Here is a 12,726-nt window from a genome sequence, read left to right as displayed (position 1 = left end):
ATTCCACGGATAAATCACGTGGCGGGTACCACATGAAGAAATTCGCTTGTCATTTGAAGGCAGAAGACAGCGGCGCCTCAAGCCCCGAAAAATTATCATATCTTTAGGTTTGAGAACTTGCACAGCACCTAATTATGTAGAGTGCTCTTCTGCCGCGCACCTTACCCATATAAGTAGCACGTCAAACCATTTTTTGCCTTAGTCCTATTGGCGAAGGTCTAGCGGTCAAACCTAAGTTATCGCAGACAACGGGTTTCTTTTAAGTGCCGACTTATTTCTGCCTTCAGAGGGAGCTAGGATATTCAATCTTTAGGTTATTATTAAGTGGGCGCGCAATAAAAAGTATGAAACATCTCCATTACTCAGTCCCTACCTGGCAGTTTGACCTTGAAAATCAGCAGATTTTCCATTTTTCAGTTTCCATTTTCAATTATTGATTATGGAGTTCGATCGCATTCAATTTTACGTTGAAAACGCTCAAGTATCCTGCGACTGGTTTGTCGGCCAGTTAGGCTTTCAATCAATAGCAGGTTATGCTAACAGCCACACTCACACTGAAGTTGTCAGCAGTGGCAATGTATGTTTTGTTTTATCTTCGCCCCTGACACCCGCTAGTCCCGCTGCTAGTTGGTTGAAGTTTCATCCTCCAGGGATTGCCGATGTGGGTTTTCGGGTAAAAAATATTGAATTAGCGGTAGCTAGAGCGGCTGCTGAAGGTGCTAAAATCCTGGAACCGATTCAAGAAGACCTAAACGCAGGAGGCTATTTTAAGCGGGCAAAAATCGCGGGCTGGGGAGATTTAAGCCATACGCTGGTGGAGCGAATTGGCGGCCATTCACTGCTATCGGCTTCGGATAAGCTGCCGTTGTTTACCCGCATTGACCACGTAGTGTTAAATGTTGAATCTGGGGATTTGTCGAGTGCTGTTAGTTGGTATCAAAAAATATTAGGTTTTCAACCGCAGCAAAATTTTGACATTCAGACTGAGAAATCGGCTTTGCGTAGCCAAGTTATGGTGCACGCTGAAGGTGGGGTGCAATTCCCGATTAATGAACCGGCATCAGCTAATTCTCAAATTCAAGAGTTTTTGAGCGCAAATCGGGGGCCGGGAATTCAGCACATGGCTTTGCAAACTAATAATATTGTGGGGGTTGTTGCCGATTTGCGATCGTGCGGTTTGCCTTTTCTGCCGGTTCCTCCAACATACTACTCGGAATTGCAGCAGCGGCAAAACTATTTGCCCGCAGATTGGCCAGCAATTGCAGCTTGTCAAGTTTTGGCAGATTGGCAAGAAGATACTCCCGCAGCAATGCTGCTGCAAATATTTACCCAGCCAATTTTTGCAGAACCGACTTTCTTTTTCGAGATTATTGAGCGCCGAGTTAGTTTAGTTAACGGGAAACAGGTACAAGCTGGAGGTTTTGGGGCAGGGAATTTTCGAGCTTTGTTTGAGGCAATTGAACGCGAACAAATGAAGAGAGGAAGTTTGATAGATGATTGATAAAAATTCCACTTTTTCGGTCATACAGGCGTGTTAATCAGCACTGCGATATCTTTCCAACCGTAGGCAATTTCTTTGAGGGCAACTCCTGCTCTAGTTGTTTGCTTTTCGTCTACTTTTTCACCTCCTAATAATTCATAAAACCTATAGGCTGAATTGTCTCCTAGTACCCAAACTAGCATCGAGTTCAAACTTAATTCTGCCAATTTTGTGGCAACTGTTCTCACGAGTTGCCGTCCGATTCCTTGACGCTGATATTCCTCCAAAATATAGATGGCAAATAATTCTCCTTTATATACATATTTGCCAGTGCGCTCGCCACCACCCGCAGCAAAACCCACAATTTCTCCCGATTCATTCTCAGCAACGTACACAAAGTTTTTACTTTTTTCTGCATTTACGAGGATTTCTTGCCAATTGCTTTCTCGCTTTTCATAGGATAACTGTGCGAGGTAATCTGCTGGTACAATTTCCCGGTAAGCTGTGCGCCAAGTATCTAGATTCACCCGTGCGATTGCAGGTGCGTCAGCGATGTTAGCTTCTCTCACAATCATCAGAACATACTCCTTTCGGGCTCTGAAATTCTATTTTCAAGTCTAGGGCAACTATACGATCGCGCCCTTCTAGTTTAGCTCGATACAGCGCTCGATCGGCTTGTCCAATCAACTCCTCGATCGATGAACCAGCAGCAGGTACAGTAGTAGCGATTCCCATACTGAGAGTTATAAACTCACTTACCTTGGAAGCAGCATGAACAATTGCCGCAGCTTTCAAATCCCTGCGAATTGATTCAGCTACCTGCTTTGCTCCTTGCACATCAGTTCGCGACAAAATTACCGCAAATTCTTCGCCACCGTAGCGGGCGGCTAAATCTCCTGCCCGCTGAGCGTTGCTAGCTAAAATCTCGGCTACTTGTTTTAAACATTCGTCGCCTCCTTGATGCCCGTAACGATCGTTGTAAAGTTTGAAAAAATCGATATCGCACAAAATTAAAGATAGCGACTCTTTTTCTCGCTCCATCAACTGCCATTCTAACTCCAATTTTTTGTCAAAACAGCGACGGTTGGGAATTTGAGTCAATCCATCCACCGAAGCGAGCCGCTGCAATTCCATGTTAGCTGCTTGTAATTCTAATTTGGCTTGTTCTAAAGCTAAATTTTGCCGAGCTAATTCTTCACTTTGGCGTTTTTCTTGTTCGTACAAAAATCGGATTGAAGCTTCAGCTTCTTGCAATTCTTGCTCTGCATATTTGCGCTTAACAAATTCTCCTAATTGAGAACTTACCACAGCTATGATCTGAAGTAAATCTTGATCCGGTGGCAGTTCTTCGCGGCAAAAAAAAGTCATTACTCCTACAACTTGGCTCCTAGCGTGAATGGGGAAACCGAATCCCGATCGCAGTCCCGCTTCCTCTGCCAAGCGCGATCGCACGAAACTGGGATCGCCCACAAGATCAGTAATCCACTGCGTAGAACCGCTTCTGGAAACCGCTCCCGGCAAACCCTCACCCGCAGCCAAAGTAATCTGCTGATAGTTTTCGGCAAACTCCCTAACTTCCTCCGCTGCCTGCCAAACGGCCACCCGCCGCCAACAAGGAGTTTCCTCGATCGGACAGCAAAGTGGCAGGCACCACAGCGGATCTTGTTCCGATTTTATTTCCTCACCCAATCTAGTTTCTTTCTCCGCCTCTGCAGGCGTCCAAAGTTCGCCAAAATCCCACCCAAAACTTTGGCAAATAGCTTGCAAAATTTTCGGAGTTGCGCTATCTAGAGAAGTTGATTCTGACAGGATATGAGTCACAGCATACTGTGCTTCTTGACACTTTTTTATGCGTTGTTGCTTGGTAATGTCTTTGCCGATATAAACAAAATCTTGTATAACCTCGCTATCTGCATCCGGGTTTCCTGGGCTTGTCTCGAAAGTAGAGCATGAAAACGCAATAATCAGCTTTAAACCTATTTTCGTTTGGCAAGCTACTTTTACTTGAGGCCAATATTGGCTTTTAAGTGCAGGAGGTAGCTGGCTGACTTTGCGTAACAATTCCTCCTCTGCCGTAATCAGGGATATGGATTGACCGATTAATTCCGATTCGGTATATCCAAATAATTTCTGTGCAGCTTGATTCACTTTTTTGATTTTTCCCGATGTTCCGGTTACGAACAAAACATCGCCTAGGGAATTAATAATTTTGTCAATATAATCGCCAGTCGCAGCTAAGTAATCGACTTTCATACTGTTTTCGTTGGCAGCCTGAACCATGCTTTGCTGAGCTGCAATGCTATCTGTCACATCTTCGCATAAAATAATCAATCTGTCAGCATTGGCTTGTGCCTTATAACCAAATATGTACAAATTTAGATACAAATAAGATCCGTCTTTGAGAACTCGGTTAATTGATTTTAACTGAAAGTCTTGCTCTCCTTCTTCAATAATGCCTTCAAGGATTCCTTCAATTCCGAGCAGTTCGGGAAAACTATCGCGCACGTCTTTTCCTTCGGCTACTTCTTCATGAATGTAGGCAAAATCTTGCACTTTCAAAGATATTTCTTTAATCTTAAGTTCCCGATCGACTGTGAGGTATTCAATCCTGCGTAAGGATAACAGCTTATAAAGAAGAATATTAATACTTCTGGGGCTGCTCTCTACAGTTAATGTGGGAAGCATCTCGTTATTGTAGAGCATCTCTCTCAAAGGTTAGCCGGTAAAGTTAGTTGTTGTTTGGCTGCGATTTATCAGGGAAATTTTTATACTGGCAGATGTTATCACCTGTTATCGCTGGCTCATTTATGCAAACAGTACACTTTGGATTCTCCAAGCAGTTTTTTGCTTATTTTAAAAATGGGGCTAAATATTAATTTGACCCACTTTTTGTGAGAAAGCGCAGTCAAAATCAGCCTCGATTGAGGTTGAGATTTATCAACAATATGTAGCGGTTTACACTATTTGTGCGACACATTTTAATTTTAAATTTCCCGATATGGCTGACAACCGCTCAAGTTGATGAACAGCACAGTTTAATTCAAATGTTTGCTTTAATTAGCACCATTCCTATAGACCTTACCTCCCCTAGGTATTTGTGTCAATTTTTGTAAAGAAAGTGTTACCTTTAAATGATATAGTATCGAAGGATTTGTATACAAAGCTTAAAAATACTCTGCTAAATGCTGAGACTTATTACCGACTTTGACGGCCCGATTATGGACGTGTCCGATCGCTACTACCGAGTTTACCAGAAGTGTCTCGCCGAGACTCAACGTGAGGGTCAAGCAGTGCGCGAACTCCCCAAGGCAGAGTTTTGGGACATGAAGCGCGCGCGGGTTCCCGAAACCGAAATCGCCATCCTCTCTGGATTAGATGCAGATCAAGCCCGCGATTTTGCCCAGAAACGCCGTCAAACCGTCCACACGCTTCCCTACATGATTTACGATCGACCAGTTCCCACCGCTGTGGAAACTCTCGAAAAGGTGCAGGGCGCTGGAGTAGACTTAGCGGTGATGACCATGCGCCGCGTTAGGGAACTAGATGAAGCCTTCAACCGCTGCAATTTAGGGCATTTTTTCCCAGAAAACCGCCGCTATTGCCTCCCCAACGATTACGTTAAAACCGGGGATGTCAAAGATAAGCCCCTGTTGATGGCAAGAGCTCTCGCCGAACTGCCGCCGGCTTCTGACACTTGGATGGTTGGCGATACGGAGGCGGATATTATAGCAGCAAAAACGCACGGTGTCAAGGTAATTGGTGTTTTGTGCGGAATTCGCGATCGCACCCAACTAGAAATGCACCAACCGGATTTAATTGCTAACAATTTGAGCGAAGCAGTTGAGATTATCTTAGATAGTCAGTAGTCATTAGTCAGTTGACAGTTGTCAGTTGACAGTTGACAGTTGACAGTTGGCACTGGTTAATTATTGTTATTGGTTAATTGTTATTGGTTGGTTCGTAGGTTTTAGGTGTTAGTAGTTAGTTGATTGTTACCAATTACTAATTACCACTCAACAATTACCAATAACTAATGACTGTTGATGCTTGACTAATGATTGATGACTGTTGACAACTGACAACTGACAACTGTCAACTGTCAACTGTCAACTGACTATCGCAGAAAACTGCTAACCAGCCACAGAATTAAAAACGTAAACACAGCGATAAATTTCTCTGTTGTTATAAATGCCGGACTGACCAAAGAACCCAAAAATCCTCCCAGCAACAAGCCTATAACCAAGCCAGCCACAGTCAGCAGCACGGCGCGACCAAATTTTTGTTCCTTGCGATTAATAAAATAAAGACAACAGCCGACCCCAAGAGCCAGAGTCAACTGTAGTAAACCATCATTAGCCGCCGGATAAATACTCAGTCCGCCTAACCCCACATACACCCCAGCCGGCCACAAAATGTCCGATCGACTAGGAGTATCGATTAACCGCTGCAACCAAGCTGGGCTGCCACTCGGAGGAGACGGAGTAAAGCTTGGGGGTGGGGGAGTCAGCCGTTCGGGAAAGCGGATGCGTTCGGGCACTTTAATTTTCCCTTCCTGTCGCTGCCGCAGGCGATCCATGAGGATCGCATCGTAAGCGGCTTCGATCAATTCCAAACGTTTCTTGTCACCGCTGTACTGCTCGCCTAGGCGCGTGCGGGCCTCTTGCACTTCATCAAAGGAAGCATCTTCATCGACTTCAAGAAGTTGATAGGGAGTTGGCTCACTCATTGTAATAACCCGCTGAAGACTCTCGTTATAGAGTAATCTTAACAAGAGAGGAAAGCGGGGCGGGAGCTCTGCCGCTTTCCCAAAAGTTTTGCTGCTAGTTTTTAGTGCTTTAAAACAGGAACCAGCAAACCTTACGAAGGTTGAAACTAGAAGGCATTTGGCATTCGTAAATAAAAAATAATGAATCCAAAGATTGTTATTTTTATCTTGGCCGTCTAAAATTTTACCTTCTGCCAAATGCCCTCAGAAGGGACTTGTCCTGCAGGCGCTCACAATTCCCGACCACTGGACTTTTTTAAGTCGATCGCGGCGATAGGAAAAAAAGCGAGCCGAGTCAGAATAAGTACAGAAAGGAGCGATCGCCACTTGAGAAAGATCGATTCCCAACTGCTGCAATTGCAGAGCATTGCAGAGGCGAACATCCAAGCGTACTTTTCCCGGTTCTGGATCGGCTAAAACAGGCGTTTGCGGCAGTTGATGCAAAAACTCGCAGATGCCGTCGGCTGTCGCACTAACGGCACTCTTAGGAGCAATGGTGGCTCCCAGTTCCGCTGCTACTTCCACAGATACCTGGTAAACCTCTCCAGCGATCGCCGGCCCCATAGCAATCTTCAGATTTTCTAGTTGACTGCCTTGTGCCACAAGTTGAGCGATCGCCTCTGGTAATATCTTAGCAGCAGTCCCGCGCCAACCCGCGTGAACTGCCGCAACGAGTCCCGTGCGATCGTCAGCAATCAGCACCGGCACACAGTCAGCCGAGCAAACCCACAGCGCCTCCAATTCTCGAGCTGCCACCAAGCCATCAGCCTCAGCATAGCTTGGGGCAGGGGTTTCCGGGGCCGGAGCCACAACGGGTGACAACTCACTCGTTTTGAGTACCGCATTGCCGTGTACCTGTTGGAGTCGGTAAACCTTAGCTCCAGGTTCGAGAACTTCCGTCAGATCGATCGGCCCCTGGGGCGAGAAATCGCGAGTAAAAAAGCCGTGAGACCAGCGAGAAAGCAAGCTGCAAGTTAGATAGGGCAAGCCTTCAGAACTCTGCCAGTCCCAACTGATACCATCAGGCTGTCTGAGGCCCTCAGAGTTTGGAAAATTTGTCAAGCGATCGCCAGCTACAGTCATGAAACCTATCCTTACTCAAGCGAATCATTTGCCTTGTATTGTAAACAATCAAAAATTTTGCCGATTAAGCCGATTCAGTTTAAACCCACATCTTGCACCATTCTCGCTTAACAGGCTTTCCGGCCTGTTCCACAAGAAAATTCACTCTTTGTGGAACAGGCCGGAAAGCCTGTTCATAAAAAGCTTATTGACAATGGTGCAACATCTGAGTTTAAACCCACGATCGGCTTTAATCAAAAAATCCCCATGCCTGGGCGCTTAACTCCGGCGGACGCCACCAAAATTTTGCACGACCCGAGAGCAAAATTTTAGTAACTAATTAACATAAACGAACGCCAAAGCGCTATCATCGGTGTGACCGTCACAGACGAGTTACGGGTGCAATCAGGCTCGAAAAAACCGGATATCGATCGCGACTGAATGCGTAAAGCATTTGAGCTTGTTCTATGTGCAGAAAAAATTGCCTCAAGCCCGGTAAAATCAGTTAGGCCTGTATATAAAGACAAGGATTGCCATACATTCGATCCTGACTTCGAGATCCTTGTGCCCCCTGTTGAGTTGGGAAAAAAAATCGTGAAACCAGTTCCAGACAAGCAAATAACAGCCCATTTGAAAACCAAACAGCAAAAAAAGAACCCTACAGGCGCCCGGACTCGATCGCGCCTTTTGTCCGATCGCTCACTGCTGGTGGGACTGGGTTGTCTTGCCAGTCTGGGACTGCTCAGCAAAGGCTTAGTTTGGGCCCAAGCCGAAACTCCGCCAGCAGAACAAGCCGTCCCCGGCGCAGCAGACCTCCAGCCATTATTTGAAGCTCCTCTCCCGCCCCCGGAACCCGCATACAGCCAAGTGGAACCAGAACCATACCCTGAACCGCAGGCAGAAGTTCCACCGTCCGAGCCTTTCGATCCCGAACCTGCCTGGGAGCCGGAGTACGCCAGCGAACCACCTCCTACCCAATATTATCTGCCGGAGCCAGCGCTGATTCCCCTGCCAGAAGCGACGGCCCAGGAGCCACCTTTTGAAGCGCCAGTTAACCCAGCCCACGCTGAAATCGACCAAACAGACTACAGCATTGGCGCTACCAGCGAGTACGAAGAGTACCAAGAGTACGAAGCGCCAACGAGAATAGAGTTTGCAGAGCGATCGACCGGGTGCGAAGGAGAAGGCGGTTTGTGCGCGCCTCCTCCTGTTTCCGAGCCGGTGACGGCAGATGCCGGAGAACCCAACTACAGAGAGGAACCTCCGATCGCAGACGACGGCTATATTGCAGCCCCTCCTCCTCGAAATCGGCCAGAAAGCCTTCCGGGCGATGTTCGGGGAACTGTTGCCGGAAATAGTAGCGGAAATCCTGTCAGTAAACTCGGTCAAGCCGTTCAACAAATAGGCAGCCAGGTTTGGAGGGATTCAAACCCACCGGCATCTGGTTACGCACCCCCGCGCTACTCGCCGAACGCTGGATACTCCGCAGACACTGGATACTCGGCTAACGCTGGATACTCGTCGGCTAACATCGGCTACTCCGCAGACACTGGATACTCCGCAGACACTGGGTATTATGCCGGATCTGCATCTTACGGCGGCGGCGCTCCAGCGCCCAGCATGGGACTTGGGCCGGTTCAAGTCGGTGCCGTTAGTGTCAGCAGTGGCAGCAATACCGGTTTTGCTTACTACAATCTCACGCCGCGTCCCCCAGGCGTGCCCGGAAATGGCAACACCAGCTTGCTGTTTCCGCTATCTATTGCTTCGGCAATTACTTCGCCGTTTGGGTGGCGGACTCATCCAGTTCTGGGCTACGGCAGGTTTCACACCGGAACAGACTTGGGGGCCCCGATGGGAACGCCCGTACTGGCGGCCTATGCGGGTCAAGTGGCGATCGCCGACTGGTTGGGCGGTTACGGTTTGACAGTGGTTCTCAACCACAACAAAAAGTCTCAGGAAACTCTCTACGCCCACCTTTCGGAACTTTTTGTGAAACCGGGAGAGTTCGTGAAACAGGGAGAGACGATCGGCCGCGTCGGCAGTACGGGAATGTCTACAGGGCCTCACCTTCACTTCGAGGTTCGGCAAATGACCGATCAGGGTTGGGTGGCGATCGACCCGGGCTCTCAGCTAGAATTCGCTCTGGCAAAAATGATCGGCAGTTTGGAAACCGCCAAAGTACCGCAAATGCCGAAAATGGTGGAAATACAAACCGCTAGCTCACTCAAGGATTGGGAAAACGATCTGCCCCAGTTGCCACCTCTGCCGCTGGGAATGGACATCGAAGTTCACAACCTCCAGCCGCCATTCCCGGAATTCTTAAAAGCTGATACTTCTAAGCCCAAAGATGCCGAAGCAGTCAAACCCAAACCTCAGAAGCAAGCTAACAGGTAAAAATTGGGGATGGGCTAGATTAATTTTCTTGTGGAAGGGTCGAAAAGCCAAACCCCTACTCCCCACAAGAAAATTAATGTTTTGTGCAACCAGTACGCGAACTCGTTGTTTTTCCTCGTTACCAGGCTCTTTCGGGTAACGAGGAAAAACTGATAAAAAATGGTAACTTGCAGCTTATGCTAATAGCGCAGCATTTGTGGGAATTAATTTTATTTCTGATTATTGTAGTCGGGCCGATTCCCTTAAGCTTGTCTCTTGCCTTCGAGAATCAGAAAGAAAACAATAACTATTCATTTCCCCATTTTCTCCTCGTACTCCTGACGGGATGGAGTATTGCCCAAGTTTGTATCGGCTTGATTTTAGGAAGTGCCGATCGACTAAATATTACTGCGGTGATTATAGCAGAAATTTTGATTTGTGCGATCGGCTTCATCCTGATTTATACAAAAAACCACAAAACTTTTACCTTCTCCGATTGGCAGATTCCCCAACTCAATCAACCTCGGACTCTCTCAGAATCACTAATTATTGTTGCCACCGCTTTGGCTGGATTTGTGCTGTTGGAAACTATCGCAACCAAACCCATAACCAATTATGATTCATTGTGGTTTCACCTGCCTGCGATCGCCCGATGGTATCAAACCCATTCATTTACATTATTAGATGCCACCGGAAATTGGATTTTTGAACAAGAGCAAGCACGAGTATATCCCTACAATTGGCACGTTTTATCTGCTTTGTGTGTGCTTCCCTTCGGAGAAGATTTTCTAGCAGCTTTCCCCCTGGTAATTGCGTGGGTACTTGAGGGAATTGCCGTCTATCTATTAAGCATAAAATTTGGAGCAACCCGAATTCACGGTATGGCAGCAGCATCTTTAGTATTGACAGTACCGATGATGCTCAACCAAGTTAACACCATTCAGCCCGATTTACCGCTAGCTGCAATATTTACAGTCGGCTTGTATCTAGGTTTATCCTATCATAGCAGCAGATCGCAATCGGAACTCTCGCTATTTTTGGCAACCGCAGGAATGCTAGCCGGAATAAAGATCACGGGAATAATCTATGCAGCCTCACTTTTAGGAGGATTAGCAATATTAGAAATTAAAAGATTCGCGGTTAATAAAAAATCTACACCAGCTCATTTTAGAATTCGCCACTTTCTCAAACCAGTGTTACTTTGCGGCCTAGCTTGTTGCTTGCTTTTAGGATGTTTTTGGTATGCGAGAAACTTGCTGCAAATCAATTATCCTGTCGGCGAATTCGGCGATATTAAAATTCCCTTAGATCCTGTTTCCTTACCGTCTCCCATACCTGGGCTAGCACCTCCGGTACAGCAGCAGCCCGCTTCGCCACTTCTAAAGATTTGGCAAAGCACTTTAGCCGCTCAATTTAATCCCAGCAATGTTTCCCACTGGAAAACTGTCGGCGTACAAATTATCATTAGATTGCAACTGCCCTTTCTGGCGATCGCGCTTCAGGTATTGGCAGCACCTCTGGCTTTTTTCCAGGGTAAAGCCAGAATAATTAATCAAAATAATATTATTTTAATTATACTTCTCGCCAGCACAGGAATTCTGTATCTATTTACACCTTACACGTCCGGTACGGCGGGAGATTCGATCGGTAAACTCAGCCCTTTACTGGGTTTTAACCTCAGATACGGCTTTCCCTTTTTAAGCTTGCTGGGCATCGCAGCAGCAGCTACAGCAACTATCTTGAAAACTCCAAATCTAGTTGTTCTGGCAGTGGTTTTGGTTAGTGGTTTGTTCGGAATTACTAGCAACACAATTTTTGATTATATTAAAAATGCTTCTTTCACCGGAGATAGTATTGTTTGGGGTAGTTTGTTGATTGACAATTTTAAGTCTAACCCAATAGAAGCTATTAATACTATCGGGAAAATATTAGGCCCCAGTTTGCCAGATATATTAAGATACCCAATATTTTATCTGGTGTCAGTGACGCTGGCTGCGATATTGTGGAAAATCAATCCTGGCTTAGAATGGCTGAATCATCTATTTCCCACCCGCAAAAAATCGATTTACATAGTGATAATTGGTGTTTTTATCGGATTGATAGTAATTGGTAATTGGAGGGAAAAGCGAGATTTTGCACGCACAGAACTGTATCGTGGTATTTACGAATATATTGATAAAAATACAGTACCAGATGAAAGAATAGGCTTCTTTTTAAGTTCGCGCAGCTACCTGTTTTACGGGAGAAATATGGACAGACAAGTCTTATATGTGCCGTTTAGAGCCGATCGACTTTCGGCATGGATTGACAATCTACGGCGAAATAAAATTAGGACTGTAGGATTCGGGCCCCTGACTGGGACAGACGCAGCTACCAGAAAAGCTCTATCTTGGCTGACAAGTGCCGAGGGCCCGCTGCAACCAGTTTTCGGAAAAAATTTTAATACTGAGTCGGTGTTGTATCGTTTGAAAAATTAAAATATAGCAGTTATAATTCAATACGGTTTAGTGGCGGCAGGGCTGCCAAATCTGGAAAATCGATTTGTGGAAACACCACACTGCTTAATCGGAGGTATAACGGTAAACGCGCTGCCGAATAACCTCTATTCGACTGGCAGCCAGCAACTGAGCGATTACCTTTACAGCTACTATAATGCTCTGGGCGATCGCGCGGAATTTTTTAGTTCTCAAAATGCTGGATTTGAAGGCACTAATATTCAGAAAATGCAGGTGGAAAGATATGTGTCTCGCCGTAAATAACCGACCCAAAAATCCCGAATAGGGAGTACATTTGGCGTTGGTTGAGATGGAGGGCAGCGGGTAAATTATCTGGAACAATCTTCTGAACCTGTGCAAGAATTAATGAAGTTAGCTCGTAATAAAATTAGCTTTTATCAACAGCGTATACAGGGAGAAACCCTGAGTCCTTCTAGTTCCTAGACATCTTTGTCACCCTCCCAGAATAAATTGCTAAGGATTGCGAATTAAATAACTTACAATTTTAATTGTTATTGTGGGATGGGCGTCCCGCCCGTCCAAAAAGGACG

The 12,726-nt window shown here is 46.1% G+C and carries 9 protein-coding genes; 5 read left to right on the top strand and 4 right to left on the bottom strand.

Going from position 1 to position 12,726, the window contains the following annotated elements; all coding sequences use genetic code 11:
* Positions 1-439: 439 nt before the first annotated feature.
* Positions 440-1,501, top strand: a complete 1,062-nt coding sequence (hppD, locus tag QUB26_RS08980; protein WP_333317578.1) for a 4-hydroxyphenylpyruvate dioxygenase — start codon at positions 440-442, stop codon at positions 1,499-1,501.
* 20 nt (positions 1,502-1,521) lie between these two features.
* Here the strand turns inward: hppD and QUB26_RS08975 are convergent, their stop codons facing one another.
* Entirely contained in the window at positions 1,522-2,055 is a 534-nt protein-coding gene (locus QUB26_RS08975) for a GNAT family N-acetyltransferase (protein ID WP_333244733.1), read from the bottom strand.
* A complete protein-coding gene (locus tag QUB26_RS08970) occupies positions 2,036-4,183 on the bottom strand; it encodes a diguanylate cyclase domain-containing protein (RefSeq protein ID WP_333244730.1) in 2,148 nt (715 codons plus the stop codon). The genes QUB26_RS08975 and QUB26_RS08970 overlap by 20 nt, the downstream gene beginning before the upstream one ends.
* A 479-nt stretch (positions 4,184-4,662) precedes the next feature.
* On the opposite strand from QUB26_RS08970, the gene QUB26_RS08965 reads away from it, so the two are divergent.
* The gene (locus QUB26_RS08965; protein WP_333244727.1) at positions 4,663-5,346 is read left to right on the top strand and encodes an HAD family hydrolase; all 684 of its coding nucleotides are present in this window, start codon (positions 4,663-4,665) and stop codon (positions 5,344-5,346) included.
* Between the two features lie 248 nt (positions 5,347-5,594).
* Here the strand turns inward: QUB26_RS08965 and QUB26_RS08960 are convergent, their stop codons facing one another.
* Both QUB26_RS08960 and pgeF read right to left on the bottom strand, forming a co-directional pair.
* Positions 5,595-6,206: a CPP1-like family protein gene (locus QUB26_RS08960; RefSeq protein ID WP_333244724.1), complete on the bottom strand. Its 612-nt coding sequence runs from the start codon at positions 6,204-6,206 to the stop codon at positions 5,595-5,597.
* A gap of 243 nt (positions 6,207-6,449) precedes the next feature.
* Positions 6,450-7,328, bottom strand: a complete 879-nt coding sequence (pgeF, locus tag QUB26_RS08955; protein ID WP_333244721.1) for a peptidoglycan editing factor PgeF — start codon at positions 7,326-7,328, stop codon at positions 6,450-6,452.
* A 573-nt stretch (positions 7,329-7,901) separates the two neighbouring features.
* Between pgeF and QUB26_RS08950 the strand changes: the two genes are divergently transcribed.
* The 3 genes from QUB26_RS08950 to QUB26_RS08940 all read left to right on the top strand — a co-directional run bounded on the left by QUB26_RS08950 (position 7,902) and on the right by QUB26_RS08940 (position 12,439).
* A complete protein-coding gene (locus QUB26_RS08950; RefSeq protein ID WP_333244718.1) occupies positions 7,902-9,701 on the top strand; it encodes a peptidoglycan DD-metalloendopeptidase family protein in 1,800 nt (599 codons plus the stop codon).
* 83 nt (positions 9,702-9,784) lie between these two features.
* Positions 9,785-12,157, top strand: coding sequence for a hypothetical protein (locus QUB26_RS08945; protein WP_333317575.1), 2,373 nt, complete (start codon positions 9,785-9,787; stop codon positions 12,155-12,157).
* Between the two features lie 66 nt (positions 12,158-12,223).
* Positions 12,224-12,439, top strand: a complete 216-nt coding sequence (locus QUB26_RS08940; RefSeq protein ID WP_333317573.1) for a hypothetical protein — start codon at positions 12,224-12,226, stop codon at positions 12,437-12,439.
* The last annotated feature ends 287 nt before the right edge of the window (positions 12,440-12,726 follow it).

Source organism: Microcoleus sp. B4-C1, from assembly GCF_036705285.1.
Lineage (GTDB): Bacteria > Cyanobacteriota > Cyanobacteriia > Cyanobacteriales > Microcoleaceae > Microcoleus.
Note: the sequence above shows the minus strand (reverse complement) of the source record. Positions and strands in the feature narration are given on the sequence as shown.

What these genes read in the sequence shown, in the direction of transcription:
- hppD (WP_333317578.1), top strand. Translation starts at nt 440, where the DNA reads ATGGAGTTCGATCGCATTCAATTTTACGTTGAAAACGCTCAAGTATCC.
- QUB26_RS08975 (WP_333244733.1), bottom strand. Translation starts at nt 2,055, where the DNA reads ATGATTGTGAGAGAAGCTAACATCGCTGACGCACCTGCAATCGCACGG.
- QUB26_RS08970 (WP_333244730.1), bottom strand. Translation starts at nt 4,183, where the DNA reads ATGCTCTACAATAACGAGATGCTTCCCACATTAACTGTAGAGAGCAGC.
- QUB26_RS08965 (WP_333244727.1), top strand. Translation starts at nt 4,663, where the DNA reads ATGCTGAGACTTATTACCGACTTTGACGGCCCGATTATGGACGTGTCC.
- QUB26_RS08960 (WP_333244724.1), bottom strand. Translation starts at nt 6,206, where the DNA reads ATGAGTGAGCCAACTCCCTATCAACTTCTTGAAGTCGATGAAGATGCT.
- pgeF (WP_333244721.1), bottom strand. Translation starts at nt 7,328, where the DNA reads ATGACTGTAGCTGGCGATCGCTTGACAAATTTTCCAAACTCTGAGGGC.